Origin of the sequence: Duganella sp. OV510 (genome assembly GCF_900100205.1) — a bacterium.
Classification (GTDB): domain Bacteria; phylum Pseudomonadota; class Gammaproteobacteria; order Burkholderiales; family Burkholderiaceae_D; genus Rugamonas.
Genome location: NZ_FNEQ01000001.1, coordinates 559,855 through 574,560, shown reverse-complemented (window position 1 = coordinate 574,560; position 14,706 = coordinate 559,855). Strand labels below are relative to the sequence as shown.

At 62.4% G+C, this 14,706-nt stretch carries 11 protein-coding genes; 6 read left to right on the top strand and 5 right to left on the bottom strand.

Annotated features, from left to right (window positions below; genetic code table 11):
* Positions 1-90: 90 nt before the first annotated feature.
* Together BLS51_RS02665 and BLS51_RS02660 are read left to right on the top strand one after the other, a co-directional pair.
* Positions 91-3,081, top strand: coding sequence for a TonB-dependent receptor (locus BLS51_RS02665; protein ID WP_090178720.1), 2,991 nt, complete (start codon positions 91-93; stop codon positions 3,079-3,081).
* Positions 3,082-3,138: 57 nt separating this feature from the next.
* A complete protein-coding gene (locus BLS51_RS02660; RefSeq protein ID WP_090178724.1) occupies positions 3,139-4,107 on the top strand; it encodes a DUF4351 domain-containing protein in 969 nt (322 codons plus the stop codon).
* Here BLS51_RS02660 and BLS51_RS02655 read toward each other — a convergent pair.
* Positions 4,097-5,431 (bottom strand): TolB-like translocation protein, encoded by a 1,335-nt coding sequence (locus BLS51_RS02655; protein WP_090178728.1) that lies wholly within the window; start codon positions 5,429-5,431, stop codon positions 4,097-4,099. The two genes, BLS51_RS02660 and BLS51_RS02655, sit on opposite strands and share 11 nt — an antisense overlap.
* 188 nt (positions 5,432-5,619) lie before the next feature.
* Here BLS51_RS02655 and BLS51_RS02650 point away from each other — a divergent pair, with 188 nt between their 5' ends.
* The 4 genes from BLS51_RS02650 (at position 5,620) to BLS51_RS02635 (ending at position 10,855) form a co-directional block, all read left to right on the top strand.
* Complete coding sequence (locus tag BLS51_RS02650; RefSeq protein WP_229207409.1) at positions 5,620-6,207, top strand: RNA polymerase sigma factor; 588 nt, start codon at positions 5,620-5,622, stop codon at positions 6,205-6,207.
* The gene (locus BLS51_RS02645; protein WP_090178737.1) at positions 6,204-7,166 is read left to right on the top strand and encodes a FecR family protein; all 963 of its coding nucleotides are present in this window, start codon (positions 6,204-6,206) and stop codon (positions 7,164-7,166) included. Before BLS51_RS02650 ends, BLS51_RS02645 begins: the two co-directional genes overlap by 4 nt.
* A gap of 77 nt (positions 7,167-7,243) precedes the next feature.
* Positions 7,244-9,610: a TonB-dependent receptor gene (locus tag BLS51_RS02640; protein ID WP_175472499.1), complete on the top strand. Its 2,367-nt coding sequence runs from the start codon at positions 7,244-7,246 to the stop codon at positions 9,608-9,610.
* A 9-nt stretch (positions 9,611-9,619) separates the two neighbouring features.
* Positions 9,620-10,855 carry a ComEC/Rec2 family competence protein gene (locus tag BLS51_RS02635; RefSeq protein ID WP_090180729.1) on the top strand — a complete coding sequence of 412 codons (1,236 nt, stop codon included), beginning with the start codon at positions 9,620-9,622 and terminating at the stop codon, positions 10,853-10,855.
* Here BLS51_RS02635 and BLS51_RS02630 read toward each other — a convergent pair whose 3' ends face one another.
* The 4 genes from BLS51_RS02630 to BLS51_RS02615 form a co-directional block, all read right to left on the bottom strand.
* Positions 10,856-11,287 (bottom strand): copper chaperone PCu(A)C, encoded by a 432-nt coding sequence (locus tag BLS51_RS02630; protein ID WP_090178739.1) that lies wholly within the window; start codon positions 11,285-11,287, stop codon positions 10,856-10,858.
* Complete coding sequence (locus BLS51_RS02625) at positions 11,284-11,901, bottom strand: SCO family protein (RefSeq protein ID WP_090178743.1); 618 nt, start codon at positions 11,899-11,901, stop codon at positions 11,284-11,286. The genes BLS51_RS02630 and BLS51_RS02625 overlap by 4 nt, the downstream gene beginning before the upstream one ends.
* Positions 11,902-11,972: 71 nt before the next feature.
* Complete coding sequence (locus BLS51_RS02620) at positions 11,973-12,335, bottom strand: DUF2946 domain-containing protein (RefSeq protein WP_090178746.1); 363 nt, start codon at positions 12,333-12,335, stop codon at positions 11,973-11,975.
* A 105-nt stretch (positions 12,336-12,440) separates the two neighbouring features.
* Positions 12,441-14,447: a methyl-accepting chemotaxis protein gene (locus tag BLS51_RS02615; RefSeq protein WP_090180732.1), complete on the bottom strand. Its 2,007-nt coding sequence runs from the start codon at positions 14,445-14,447 to the stop codon at positions 12,441-12,443.
* Positions 14,448-14,706 lie beyond the last annotated feature (259 nt).

Here is a 14,706-nt window from a genome sequence, read left to right as displayed (position 1 = left end):
GGCCGCCACAATGCCAGTCTTCCTCCAGGTATTTGCTACGTAAGATGGCCAGTGAGCGCAAAGCTCTGATAAAAATAACTGGAGACTCGTATGCAAACAAGCAAAAAGAACGGGATACAGCCGACATTGATCCACATCGCGGTGGTGGCCATGCTCGCGTCACTGCAGGCACATGCGCAGGAGGCGGCGCCGGCTAACGCCACTCCTGCAGCGCAGGACAATGAAACGGTCGTGGTGGTGACTGGCTTTCGCGCCAGCTTGAACAGCGCGCTGAACACCAAGAAGAATTCCGACGGCATCGTCGACGTCATCAAGGCCGAGGACATCGCCAAATTCCCCGACGCTAACCTGGCCGAATCCTTGCAGCGCGTGCCTGGCGTGGCGCTGGCGCGCGGCGATGGCGGCGAGGGCAAGCAGATCACGGTGCGCGGCCTGAACGCCGGCTTCACGCGCGTGCGCATCAACGGCATCGAAGGTGTGGCGGCGACGGGCGCTTCCGACATCAACGGCAGTACCAATCGTGGCCGTGGCTTCGACTTCTCGGTGTTTGCCTCCGAGCTGTTTAACAGCCTGGAAGTGCGCAAAACCTCTGAAGCCTCGGTGGAAGAAGGCTCGCTGGGCGCCACCGTCGACCTGCGCACCGCGCGGCCGTTCGACTTCAAGGACCGCACCATCAGCCTGGGCGTGCAGGAGTTCCACAATACGCTGACCGAGAAAACCCAGCCGCGCGTAACCGGCCTGTTGTCCGATCGCTGGAATACCGACTACGGTAAATTCGGCGCGCTGATTTCCGGCGCCTTCGCCAAGCGCCGCGCCACCGAGGAAGGCTATGAGGCGGTGGAGCTGCTGAGCGCCAGTGCCGATGGCGGCTTTTGCTCGCCGGTCGGTGCGGCGGTGCAGAATCCGGCCAACAGTGCGGTCAAGGGCATTACTGCCGCCAATTGCGGCTTCAATCTGCCGCGTACTTCGGTCAGCAGCGCGTACAACGATGTGATGAATCGTCTCGATAACTACGGCGGCACGGTGGCCAGCCCGGCGGCCGGTTCCGGCGCCTTTGCGCCGCGCATCCCGCGCTATCGCCGCTCGCAGACCGACTACGAGCGCACCGGCATCACCAACTCCTACCAATGGCGTCCGAATAACGAGACGGAGTTCAACCTGGACTTCATGTACGGCAAGTTCGCCAACACGCGCCATGACAACTACATCTCGGCCATCTCGTTCGGCCGCACGCTGGGCGCCGCCAACGGCAAGCCGCAGACCTCCATCGTGGACGCGCACTTCAACGACAACGGCAGCTGGGACTACGGCAAGTTCAATGGCGTCGACGTCCGTACCGAAGGCCTGGTGGACGTGTACACCACCAAGTTCCGCCAGCACGTGCTGTCTGGTAGCCACAAGTTCAGCGACACGCTCAAAGTCGACTTCATGACGGGTAGCTCCAATAGCAACCTGAATGAACCGATGCGTGCAACCGTGCAGTTCGACTCGCCGAACGCCAACGGCTTCTCGTGGGATTTCCGTAACAACCGCAACGTGCCGACGCTGAACTTCGGCATCGACATCACGGATCCGAACAGCTTCAGCTTCGCGCCGCAGGATGCCGACGGTACGGTGCACGGGCAGTTCGTTGGCCGCTACCTGGACACCACCAACAAGCTGCAAACCCATGCCGCCAATCTGAGCTGGGAGATCAACGATCATCTGACCTCGCGCTTTGGTCTGTCGAAGCGCAAAAACACCTGGAGCAATTACGAAGTCGGCTCCGGTGCGAATGGCCTGACGCTGCCGGCCGGCGTGACCATGGCCAGCATCTCGCGCCAGATCACCGGCTTCGGCAGCGGCCTGGGTGGCAGCGGCATTCCATCGTCATGGTCTGCGGTCGACCTGGATAAATTCCTCGCCGTGTACAACATCGAGTGCCATTGCTCGGCGGTGCCGGGTTCGGAGTACAACATTCTGGGACAGACCAATCGCCGTGTGGAAGAGAAGATCGATGCTGTGTACGGCATGGTCGACTTCAACTATGATGCGCTGGGCATCGGCTGGCGCGGCAATGTTGGTGTGCGCGGCGCGGACACCACCGCCACTTCCACTGCGCTGATCAACGTCAACGGTGCGTTGCAGCCTAACGTCGGATCGAAAAAGTACCGTGACTGGTTGCCGGCGCTGAACCTGACTGCGCAGCTGCCGAAAGATGTCTTCGTGCGCTTCTCGGCGGGCAAGACGCTGTCGCGGCCGGAGTATGTGGACCTGGCGCCATCGGCGACCGTGTCGCAGATTTCGCAGTCGGTCTCGATCGGCAATCCGCAGCTGGACCCTATCCGCGCCAAGACCTATGACTTGCAGGCGGAGTGGTACTACGCGAAGAACGCCATGGTGTCGCTGGGCTACTTCCACAAGGACATCGGCTCCTTCATCCAGAGCGTCAACGAGCGCGTGCCGTACAACACGCTGGGCTTGCCGAACGATCTGCTGGTCTTCAACGGCTGCTCGATCAGCGGTGCCACGCCGATTTGTCCGACGTTGCCGACCACCGAGGTGGTGGTGAGCCGCAAGGTCAACACGGCTGGCGGTCCGTTGAATGGCCTGGAATTCAATCTGCAGGCGCCGTTCAGCTTCCTGCCTGCGCCGTGGAACAACTTCGGTGTGCTGGCCAATGCCACGCACGTCAGGTCGAAGATCACCTATATCACGCGAGTGGACAATCCGACCACGCCAGCCAACGAGCAGTTGACGCAGGTGGCCAACTTCACCGGCCTGTCGCCGAATACGCGCAACCTGACGCTTTACTATGAAGATCAGAAGTTCAGCGCACGCGTGTCGGCGGCTTACCGTTCGTCCTACATCCTGGCGGTGCTGGGCGATGTGAACGGCGCCGACTACACCGTCGTCGATGCGTCGACCAACGTGGATATGAGCCTGTCGTACAACCTCACGCCGCAGTTGCGTATCAGCCTGGAAGGGCAAAACCTGCGTGACACGCCACTGCGCTACGGCCGCGACACCCAGCGCAACGACACGCTGCTGTACGTCCACTCCGGCCGCACCTTCGTGCTGGGGCTGAACTACAAGTTCTGAAATCGCGCCTTGTAGTAGCTCAATACGGCCTGGGCAATCCAGGCCGAGACTGGGCGGATGCCGAATCCCACGCCATCCGCCCGTTATGACACTCCCTGGAAAGCAGCGATAACCTTTGCTTTCCGGGCATTCATTACTTTTTTCTTCCCTGACCTCTGCATCCAGATCGACTGGTCAAAACGGCCGCGCTTCCGCGACAAGGAACTTGCAGGTATCAGTTTCAGCGGCACACCGGGCGGCCTGATCGCAGACAAACTGGTCGAAGTCTGCCTGCTTAACAGCAGCAGGCAGTGGATACTCGTTCACATCGAAGTGCAGGCGCAGCGCGATGCCCACTTTGCGCGACGCGTATACGACTATAACTATCGGATACACAAGGAGCACGCGCGGCCGGTGGTCAGCCTGGCATTGCTGGCAGACGATGATCCGAACTGGCGTCCTGACGCCTGGCATAGCCAGGTGCAGGGCACGGCAACCACGTTTTACTTTACCGCCGCCAAGTTGCTGGATTTTGCCGGCCAGACTGACGAGTTGCAGGCGTCGCATAATCCTTTTGCCTGGATCACATTGGTCCACTTGCGCACGCAGCAGGCCCGTCATGATGTGAATCAACTCTATGCGTCCAAGTGGCAGCTTACCAAGCTACTGTATCAACACGGTTGGAGTAAGGCGCGCATAATTATGCTCTTCAAGATAATCAATTGGATGATGGTCTTGCCGGAAGCACATCAGCAACGCTACTGGCGGGCTATCCTGAAATGGGAGAAGGAGCAAAAAATGGAATGGATCAGCCCATTGGAGCAGTCATTTATGGATAAGGGATGGGAGAAAGGCCGGGAGGAGGGCATCAGGGAGGGCATCAGGGAGGGCGTGGCGTCGGTGCTGGAGCGGCAGTTGACGCGGCGTTTCGGGCCGCTGTCGAAGGCTGCGCGCGCCAAACTGGCGAAGGCCAGCCTGGCGCAGCTGGAGGCCTGGAGTGATGTGCTGCCGGAAGCGCAGTCGTTGAAGGCGTTTTTCAGCGCTTGAGCCACGCTTCCGGTACCGGCACGATGCAGATGTTCATCGTGCGGCCATCTTCCGACAGCATCGCCGACTGGATCTGGATGCGCGTGCCATCGGCGTTGAAGGTCGGATGCGGATGATCGGCCGCCGTGGTGCGGTGGCCGGTGGTCAACATCATCATTTCGCGCGTGCGGCGGTCGATCAGGTACACCGAGCGGCTGAAATCGTCGCCCACGGCCCATCGGCCATCGGACGACCCATGCACATGCCACAAGCCGCTGCCAGACGGCGTCTGTCCGGCAATCGTCATTTCGCGTGTGCGCAGGTTGACGATGGCCAGGCCGGTCGGCTTTTCGCGCGTGCCGGCATTGCCCCATTCCGCATCCTGTCCCGGATTGGCGCCGCCGACATCCGTGCCCGGTGCACCGCTGGCACCAGGCACAGGACGATGACCCATGATGGCCATCGCCACTTCATCCTTGCTGATGACCGCCTCATGCGTCACCCATTCATACGACGCTTCCGGATACAACGGACGCAAGCCGCTGCCATCGGCCTTCACGGTCCAGGTGCGTTGCGGCGACTTGCCGCCAGTCTCCCAGCAAAATACGATTTCGCCTGGATTGAACAGATTGGCCTGGATATGGCCGATCTGGAACGGCACCGACACCACATGACGGAACTCGCCAGTACGCAGGTTCATGCGCGCGATGCCGTTCGGCCCTGCGCCCATCTTGCGCGGACCGAAAGCCGGTTCGATTTTCGTGCCCGGCGCCAGATGGCGCGCCGCCTCACCAGGACCGACGCGGAAATAAACCCATTCCTCATCCGCGTCCAGCGCCATGTCGCCGCCGGCTTCCAGCTCGACCGGCGTGGTGCCCGCCACACGCTGATACGCGTCGGCAGGCTTCAGCGTGCCGGCGGCGCTGTCGGCAAACACGCGCGCCAGATCGACTTCAACAATCTGCAAGCGCTTGGCGGCGCCGCCGTCATTGCGCATGAAGTACAGCTTCATCGACTTGCGCGCCAGGTTCAGCATACCGGTGTAACCGCCTTCGCTGACCTGCACGATATCGCCGCTCTGTTCATTGACCGCCACCGCCTCCTTGCCGGCGATGTTCGAGCGGAATACCAGCCATTTGCCATCCGAAGTCCATTGCGGATGGGTGGGATAGATCTTGGAATCGCCATGCGGCTTGCTGGTCAGGAAGGTCAGCATGGTGCCGGTGACCGGGTCCTTGACCACCTTGCGTTCGGAAGGGAAGCGCTTGCCGATTTCGGCCTGCGCGGTGGCACAAGCCAGGAAGGCTGCACACAGCACAGCATAGCGTTGGAATGTCGTTTTCATTGGTTGCCGATGGCCCGGTAATGGAAGAGAATAGATATATACATTTTTCGTCAAACCGGCTCAATAGGGATTCGAGTCAGAAATATGAGTGATTGCACGGTCAGGGAGACTGGTCTGAAAAAAAGTTGAGCCACCCATACCGGATTTGTCCCGCTGCTTCGTCTTAGTCCGTATGCCCACCATTTTCAATGACGATGCCCACCGATCTGGATGACTGGTTTGTTCGCGAAGTGCTGCCACTGGAGGCGTCGCTTGCGCGTTTCCTGCGCCGTCACCGCCAGCCGTCGGATGATGCCGCCGATCTGTTGCAAGAAGTATATGTGCGGATCTATGAATCCGCCGCGCGCCGCCGCCCGGAGCTGGTGCAGCCCTTCGTCTTCGCCGCCGCGCGTAACCTGCTGATCGACCAGGCGCGCCGCGCCCAGATCGTCTCGATTGAAGCCTACGCCGACCTGGAAACGCTGGATGTGCACAGCGACGACCTGACACCAGAGCGTCACGCCAGCGGCATGCAGGAATTACGTTTATTGCAATCGGCGCTGGAGCAGTTGCCGCTGCGTTGCGGCGAAGTGGTACGCATGCGCAAGATCGATGGCATGTCGCAGCGCGAGGTCGCGCAGCACCTCGGCATTACCGAAGATACGGTGGAAAAGCAGATTGCCAAAGGCATGCGGGCACTGGCCGATGCCTTGTTGTTGAAGGGAGTTGTCGTCAGCATGTCAAAAATGGTGACTAAAATACGTGGCAAGAATGAGCAGCAAGGTGGCCCGGCATGATGCGCGCCGCCGATATCGAAGCCCAGGCAGCCGAGTGGCTGGCGCGCCGTGACGGCGACGGCTGGACCGCGCAGCATCAGCAGGAGCTGGATGCATGGATCAACGCCGCCACTGCGCACCGCATCGCGTGGCTGCGGCTGGAAAGCGTCTGGCGCCGCGCCGACCGGCTGGGGAGTTTGCATAATCCCGAACGCAAGGCGGTGCCGGCAGCGTCGATGTTCCAGGCGATGAACACGCGGTCGTGGCGCATTGCCGCCGGCGTGGTGGTGCTGGTTGGTGCGGCCTGGCTAGGCTCGTTCGGATTACGCGCACAGCCGGAGCGCTATCAGACGGCGCTCGGCCAAAGCACCTCACTGGCGCTGGACGATGGCACGCGCGTGACGCTGAATACCAATACCAGGATGCGCGCCAGCCTGGCGGCGTCGAAGCGTACCGTGTGGCTGGACAAGGGCGAAGCCTATTTCGAGGTGATGCACGACGCCAGGCGGCCGTTCGTGGTGGAGGCGGGCACGCGCCGCGTGACCGTGCTGGGTACGCGCTTCTCGGTGCGCCGCGACGACAACGGCCAGGTGCAGGTGAATGTGGTCGATGGCCGCGTGCAGGTCAGCCCGGCCGGTGCAGTGTCGGCCGGCGCACCGGCCATCATCACCCGCAACGACAGCCTGATCGCCGCAGGGGACGCGGTACTGGTCAGCCATCAGACCGACCAGCAGACCGCCAGTCGCCTCAGCTGGCGCCAGGGAAGGCTGGTGCTGGACCAGATGACGCTGGCGCAGGCGGCGCAGGAATTCAACCGCTATAACAAACGACAGCTGGTGATCGCCGATCCGGTGGCGGCGCAATTGCGCATCGGCGGCAGCTTCAACGTCGATAACATCGACGGCTTCGCGCGCCTGCTGCAACAAGGCATGGGGCTGAAAGTCGAGCGGCAGGGCGACACCATAAAAATTTATCGCTGATGCATACCGGATCGCATCGCGCGACTCGTCTTAGTAAGTGAGCAGTATCCAATCACTTCTAAAATTAGGGAATGAACATGGTTCGTCATACACTGGCTATCGCCGCCCTGGCATTATGCGCGGCAGCGCAGGCGCAAACGCGCGACATCAACATCGGCGCCGGCGATCTGAAGGCTGCGCTGGATGCATGGAGCGACCAGTCTGGCGTGCAGGTGCTGTATAGCAGCGCCGATATCGAGGGCGTGCAGACCAGGGGCGTGCTTGGCCCGCTGTCGGCGGACGATGCGCTGAAACAGCTGCTCGGCAATAGCGGCCTGCAAGTGCGCCATGACGGCGCCAGCGCGGTGGTGATCTTTCGCCGCCCACCCGCCGCCGCAAGCGCAGCAGCGGCACCAGTCGCCGCAGAGCCAGCCGAAGGTCTCGCCTCCATCACCGTCACCGCTCAAAAACGCAGCCAGGCCGCCCAGAGCGTTCCCATTTCGATGACCACGCTGTCGGCGCGCACGCTGGAGGCGAACCGCGTGCAGAACCTGCAGGATGTCAGCCGCCTGACGCCGGGCTTGCTGGTGTCGTCGTTCAGCCAGGCCAATCCGACCATCGCCATTCGCGGCATCAGCAATACCTTCTCGCAGATCGGTGTCAGCAAGCCGGTGGCGGTGGTGGTGGATGACGTCTTCATTCCGCGTAACAGCGCTGCCAGCTTTGAACTGTTTGATCTAGACAGCATCAATGTGCTGAAAGGGCCGCAGGGCACGCTGTTCGGCCGTAATGTCACCGGCGGCGCGATCGTCATCACCACGCGTCAGCCAGCGCTGGACGAGCGCGCCGCCGAAGCGCAAGTCAGCTTCGGCAATATGGGTGAGCGGCTGTTCAATGGCTTGGTCAGCACGCCACTGAGCGAGACAGCTGCCATCAAATTCTCGACCTCGGTGCGCGAGCGCGATGGTTATGGGCGCGACCGCCTGACCGGTCAGGAGCTGGATGATCTGAACAGCCGCAACTATCGCGCGCAACTGCTGCTTAAGCCGGACAGCGACATCGAGGCCACGCTCAGCGCCGATTACAGCGAAGACTGGAATGGCGGCCGCACGCTGTCGTCCAATACGCTGGGCGATGACGGCAATCCGCGCACCGCCGAACTGGGCGTGCAGCAGGGCTTCAAGCGCTACATCTCAGGCATGTCGGCCAGGTTGAACTGGAAGCTGGCCGCCGGTGACCTGACCGCCATCAGCGCCTACCGCAGCTCGCGCGCCAGTGAAGATTATTCCGGCGTTGGCGCGCATTACAGCCTGCTGGCCACCGGCAGCCAGAGCATCCCGCGTGACGCCGACAACATCGACACCTGGTCGCACGAACTGCGCTACGCCAGCCCGAAATGGGCTGCAGGTGATTTCGTCACCGGCCTGTATTACATGAGCGAGGAAGGTGCACGCCAGTTGTGGACACGCGGCCTGGCTGCACGCACCGGCGCACTGGCCAGTTCAACACTGGCCGACCAGCAGGTCGACACCCAAAGCCTCGGCGTGTTTGCTGACGGCGTGCTGCACCTGCCCGCAACCTTCGACCTGACCGCCGGCGTGCGCTACACGCATGACGAGAAAACCGCCAGCCTGACCCGCACCGATTATCTGCGGCCGGCCGCCACGTTCAGCAGCAACGGCAACAAGGCCAGCTGGAGCGAGCTGACGCCGCGCGTGGTGCTGAGCTGGCAGCCACAGGCCAATCTGATGTGGTACGCCAGCGCCACACGTGGCTTCACCGCCGGCGGCTTCAACGGCGATGCGTCGACGGCGGCGATCTTCCGCACGCCGTTCGATCCCGAAAAAGTCACCAATATCGAAGCCGGCGTCAAGTCGCAATGGCTGAACAACCGTCTGCGCCTGAATGCTTCGCTGTACAAGATGAAGTACACCGACAAGCAGGAATTCGTCAACAACACGCTGACCGGCATCCTGAGCATCATCAACGCCGGCAAGGCGACCGTGAAGGGTGGCGAACTGGAAGTGGCGTACAAGCCCACGCGCTGGCTCGACCTGTCGGCCGGCTACAGCCACCTGAACGGCGTCTACGACAGCTTTGCCGTTGGCACCTTCAACTACACCGGCAACCGGCTGTCGTCGGCGCCGGCCAATCAGTATTCGGCGGCCGCCAACATGACGCTGCCGCTGAACGGCGCCGGCTTCGTCACCGCTGCTGCCAACTACGCATGGCGCGACACCTACAACACCGGCGCCGCCGCCGATCCCAACCTGCAGATCCCGGGCTACGGCCTGGCCAATATGAGCATCGGCTATGAGTCGCCCGACCGCAGCTGGAAAGTGACCGCTTGGGTGAAGAACGCCAACGACACACGCTACATCCTGACCCGCTCGACGCAGGTGGTGCGTGCAGAATATGACGGCGAGCCGCGCACCTTCGGCCTGACGCTCGGCGCGAAATTCTAAGGGATGGCCATGACCGCACCTCTGAACCGCCGTCACTTTGTATTGGGCTTGCTGGCGGCGCCGCTGGCCTTGCGCGCGGCGACTGCCGCCGTGGAAGACCAGCACCTGCCGCCATGGACGCCGGGCTGCCTGGACATCCACCACATCGCCACCGGGCGAGGCAGCGCCACGCTGGTCGTCATGCCAGACGGGACCAGCATGCTGATTGACGCTGGCGCCACCAACAATGCGCTGGATGTCTCGGCCGCGCCGATGCCGGACGCATCGCACCGGCCCGGCGAATGGATAGCGCGATATGCGCAACGGCATTTGCGCGCCACCGGCCGCCAGCAGCTGGACTACCTGCTGGTGACGCACATCCATCCGGACCATCTGGGTGATGTCAATGACGCCGCGCCACTATCGGCGCAAGGTGCTTACCGGCTGTCCGGCGTGACCGATGTGGCGGAGCTGCTGCCGGTCGGCCTGCTGGTCGATCGCGGCTATCCGGCGTATGACTTTCCGCTCAGGCCAGGCGGCCGCTATGCAGAAAACTACTATGCTTTCGTGCAGTCGCGTGTGCAGCGCGGGCTGGGCGTGGCGGCAATCCGCGCCGGCAGCGCCAGCCAGCTGGCGATGCGCGGTGGCAGCGCGCCGTTCAGCATCCGCACGGTGGCTGCCAACGGCGAGGTATGGACTGGCAGCGGCGAGCAGGCCAAAAGCATGTTCCCTCCGTTGTCGTCGCTGGCGCGCGCCGACTATCCGGATGAGAATGTGTGTTCGATCGCGCTGAAAATCAGCCTGGGAAAATTCGCCTACTTCACCGGCGGCGACCTGACCAGCTACACGCACGATGGCGAGCTGCCCTGGCGTGACGTGCTGGGTGCGGCAGCCAAGGTGGCGGGACCGGTCAATGTGGCCACTGCCGACCATCACGGCATGTTCGACGGCCTGAGTGGCGACGTGGTGCGCGCGCTGCGTCCGCAGGCGTGGGTGATACCAAGCTGGCATCTCGCGCATCCGGACATGTTGCAGCTGGAGCGCATGCTAAGCCAGCGCCTGTATCCAGGCCCGCGCGAAGTGTATGCGACATCGTTGATGGCAGCAAATCATCTGGTCAACCGGCGCCTGACCAGCCAGCTGCGCAGCCGCGACGGCCACGTGGTGGTGCGGGTGGCGCCGGATGGCGCCAGCTACACCGTCTACGTCACCGGCAACGGCGACGAAGACGACCGGCTGAAGTGGGTCAGCCGGCATGCATCATGATTAGTGCGCAGCAGCGTTGAGCGGCTTGACGGGCGCGTCGACCACTACCTTGCTGCGCACCTTCTGCGCATCTTCAAACTCCAGCGTCAGCGGTACCTTGTCGCCATCCTTCAGCGGCTGCTTCAGGCCCATCAGCATCAGGTGATAGCCGCCGGGCGCCAGCTTGACGGCCTGGCCGGCTGGCAGGTCCAGCGATTGCACCTGGCGCATGCGCATCATGTCGTTATCCATTTTCATTTCATGCACCTCGACCGCGCCGGCGGCCGGCGAGCTGGCGCCGACCAGTTTGCTGGTCTGGGTCGAGGTCAGCGTCATGAACGCGCCGGTGGCTTTTTGTGCGGCCACGGTGGCGCGCACCCATGGTTCGCCGACGGTGACTTGCGCCAGCGCGGGCAGGGCTGCCATCAGCAGCAGGGAGAGCAGTTTTCTCATTGGAAGAGTCCTTTCAGGAAATTGGTTTCTTTCTTGGGGTTCAGCAGCAGGCGCAGGTCGGCTGCGCACTCCTGGGCGGTTTGCGCGTGTTTCATCGCCAGGCGGATCTTGCCGTTGGTGTCGAACACATAGGTGAGGGCAGTGTGGTCCATGGTGTAGGAACTGCCGCTCGGCACCTTGCGGTAGAAGATCTTGAAGTCCTTGGCGGCCTTGGCCGTCTGTTCCAGGTTGCCGCGCACGGCAACAAAGGTCGGGTCGAAGGCGCGCATGTACTCGGTCAGCAGCGGCGCGGTATCGCGTTCCGGGTCGACTGTGACGAATACCACTTGCAGCTTGTCGCCGTCGGCGCCCAGCAGGCGCTTGATTTCGGCGGCGCGCGCCAGCGCTGTCGGGCAGACGTCCGGGCACTGGGTGAAGCCGAAGAACAGCATCACCAGCTTGCCCTTGAAATCGCGTAGCGTGGCGGGCTTGCCGTTGGTGTAGAACAGCTGGTAGTCGGGGCCGATGTTGGCGCCGGTGATGTCGATGGCGGTGAAACCGGCGGCGTGCGCGGTGCCGGCCAGGAACGGCACGGGCAGGGCGGCCAACGACGAGATAAAGGTACGGCGTTGCATAGTCTATCCTGTAAAGCGGAAGATGCGGAGGCACGGCCGCGCGCGGGCGCGGCGATGCGGCGGGCGGAATCTCAGGCGCGGGCGGGCGGGCCGCGTGGCTGGGCGTCAGACCAGTGGCTGTGCTGTCGCTGCGCGGCTGGGCGCGGCGCCGGATAAACGTCGTGACCTTCCAGTACCGCCGGCAGGCCGGCCGCAACAGGCGGTGGCGCGTCGCCGCCGGCGTGGACGGCGCACAGCATGCAATGCTTGAGACCATGGGCGTGGAGGCCGCCTGGCACCCGCTTGCCGCCGGCCGGGCTGACGGCGAGCGGTGTGGCGCTGCAAATTTCGCTGGCCAGCATCTCGCCAGCCAGCACGGCCGGGGTGACCGCCTGGCTGATCGCCGGCGCGAACAGGTTCAGCAGGATCGCCATGGAGACGATCAGGCTGAGCATGTTAGTCAAGCGCCGGTGCTGGAAAAGAGTAGGCATTCGGCAATTATAAAATAAAAAAGCCGCCTCCGTTTTTGACGGGGCGGCTTCGACCGGCGTGCGGCCGGATTATTTCAGTGCCAGGTGCCGGCTTTGGCTCAGCGCCGGCTGGCCGGCGTGGCTGCCCAGTTTGAAGATCTTGACCACTTCTTCCAGTTCGTGGGCCTGATCCTGCAGCGCCTGCGCGGCGGCGGCGGCTTCTTCCACCAGCGCGGCGTTCTGCTGGGTTACCTGGTCCATCTGGGTGACCGCTTCGTGCACCTGGCTGATGCCGGCGCGCTGCTCTTCGCTGGCGTGGCTGATTTCGGCCATGATATCGGTCACGCGGCGCACGCTGTCCACCACTTCCTGCATGGTGGAGCCGGCTTTTTCAACCTGCTTGCTGCCGGTTTCAACCTTGGCGACGGAATCGTCGATCAGTTCCTTGATTTCCTTGGCGGCGGTGGCCGAGCGCTGGGCCAGCGTGCGCACTTCGGACGCCACCACGGCGAAGCCGCGGCCTTGTTCGCCGGCGCGGGCCGCTTCCACGGCAGCGTTCAGCGCCAGGATGTTGGTCTGGAAGGCGATGCCGTCGATGACCGAAATGATGTCGGCGATCTTGCGCGACGAATCGGTGATCGAGCCCATGGTTTCCACCACCTGCGCCACCACTTCGCCACCCTTGGCGGCGACGCTGGACGCGGCCAGCGCCATCTGGTTGGCTTGCGAGGCGTTCTCGGCGTTTTGCGTGACGGCGCTGCTCAGTTCTTCCATCGAGGCGGCGGTTTCTTCCAGGCTGGACGCCTGTTGTTCGGTGCGTTGCGACAGGTCCAGGTTGCCGTGCGCGATTTCGCTCGACGCGGTGGTGATCTGCTCGGCGCCACGGCGCACCTGGCCGACCACGCCGGACAGGTTGTCGCTGATGTTGTTCAGCGAGCGCAGTACCTGGCCGATTTCGTCCTCGTTGTCGACCTGCAGGTGAACGTCAAGGTCGCCGGCGGCGATGCGTTCGGCAGCCTCGTCGGCACGCGCCAGCGGACGCGATACCACGCTGCGTACCAGCAGGAACAGCGCGGCGGCAAACACCACCAGCGAGATCAGGCCCAGCAGCGCGTAGCGGTTGCGCAGTTGCGCCGCTTCGCGGGTGATTTCCTCGGTGTAGGTGCCGCCGACGATCAGCCAGTTCCATGGCTTGAAGGTATGGAACTCGACCATTTTCTCGCGTGGCGAGGCGCCGTCTTTTTCGCTCCAGTCGTAGGTCATGCCGCCATCCTTCTGCGCCAGCATGTCCTTGACGAACAGGCGGCCGTCGCTGCTCTTCAGGTCCAGCAGATTCTCGCCTTCCTTGCCTGGGTGGACCAGCGCGTTGCCCAGGGTCTTGCCCTCGGCGGCGTTGATCACATAGATATAACCGGTTTCACCGATCTTGATTTCCTTGATTTTCTCCTTCAGCATCGCCATGTTCTTGGCGATATCGAGGCCGATGAACAGCACGCCGATGGTCTTGCCGCTGTCGTCCTTGATCGGGTCGTACTGGGTGATGAAAGGCTTGCCGAACAGGTTGGCCAGGCCGATATAGCTGCTGCCTGAACGCAGCACCGGATAGCTCGGGTGGGAGCGGTCGAGCTGCGTGCCGACAGCGCGGTCGCCGTTTTCCTTGCGCACGGTGGTGGTCACGCGCACGAAGTCCTCGCCGGTGGCGGCAAAGATGGTGACGATGACGCCGGTGTCGGTGGTGAACTTGTCCGGGATGGTGAAGTCCAGGTTCAGCGGCTTGCCGGCGAACTTCAGTGTCGGCGTGGCCTTGCCGCCGATATCGACGGTGGTGGACGGATCGAGCGAGAACTGGCCGCCCTTGAACTCGGCGGCAAACAGGCGGGCGAAGGCGGAGGCCTCGTTCATCATCGCCGAGTTGAATACTTCGACGGTGTTGCTGATGCCGCTGAGGTTGTAGGCCACATTGGCGCGCGCACGCTCTTTCAGCATGGCGGAGGTGCTCATATTAATCAGCACCAGCAGGATGGCCATGATGACGCTCAGCAGGCCAAAGGTAAAAACGGTAATTTTCGTACCGACACCCCAGTTACGGGGATTCATCATTATTGTTTTCATTGATCTCTTCAGAGAATAGGTATTGCGTTTGAGGTCGCTCGGAATCGAGCTGCTCCGGGGGCGGGGGAGCATAGCGTGGGGCGAAGACACTGCCGTAATAGTGCTGCCTGGCGGGGCCGTCAACATGAAACTAAGACCATTATGATATACAGTTTTTTTCTGTTAGGCAATGAAACTGAACAGGTTCTCGAAAGATTTCTATTTATAAAACAATGACTTGTGTAAAAAATTGCACATTGGTAAG

What these genes read in the sequence shown, in the direction of transcription:
- BLS51_RS02665 (WP_090178720.1), top strand. Translation starts at nt 91, where the DNA reads ATGCAAACAAGCAAAAAGAACGGGATACAGCCGACATTGATCCACATC.
- BLS51_RS02660 (WP_090178724.1), top strand. Translation starts at nt 3,139, where the DNA reads ATGCCGAATCCCACGCCATCCGCCCGTTATGACACTCCCTGGAAAGCA.
- BLS51_RS02655 (WP_090178728.1), bottom strand. Translation starts at nt 5,431, where the DNA reads ATGAAAACGACATTCCAACGCTATGCTGTGCTGTGTGCAGCCTTCCTG.
- BLS51_RS02650 (WP_229207409.1), top strand. Translation starts at nt 5,620, where the DNA reads ATGACGATGCCCACCGATCTGGATGACTGGTTTGTTCGCGAAGTGCTG.
- BLS51_RS02645 (WP_090178737.1), top strand. Translation starts at nt 6,204, where the DNA reads ATGATGCGCGCCGCCGATATCGAAGCCCAGGCAGCCGAGTGGCTGGCG.
- BLS51_RS02640 (WP_175472499.1), top strand. Translation starts at nt 7,244, where the DNA reads ATGGTTCGTCATACACTGGCTATCGCCGCCCTGGCATTATGCGCGGCA.
- BLS51_RS02635 (WP_090180729.1), top strand. Translation starts at nt 9,620, where the DNA reads ATGACCGCACCTCTGAACCGCCGTCACTTTGTATTGGGCTTGCTGGCG.
- BLS51_RS02630 (WP_090178739.1), bottom strand. Translation starts at nt 11,287, where the DNA reads ATGAGAAAACTGCTCTCCCTGCTGCTGATGGCAGCCCTGCCCGCGCTG.
- BLS51_RS02625 (WP_090178743.1), bottom strand. Translation starts at nt 11,901, where the DNA reads ATGCAACGCCGTACCTTTATCTCGTCGTTGGCCGCCCTGCCCGTGCCG.
- BLS51_RS02620 (WP_090178746.1), bottom strand. Translation starts at nt 12,335, where the DNA reads ATGCTCAGCCTGATCGTCTCCATGGCGATCCTGCTGAACCTGTTCGCG.
- BLS51_RS02615 (WP_090180732.1), bottom strand. Translation starts at nt 14,447, where the DNA reads ATGAATCCCCGTAACTGGGGTGTCGGTACGAAAATTACCGTTTTTACC.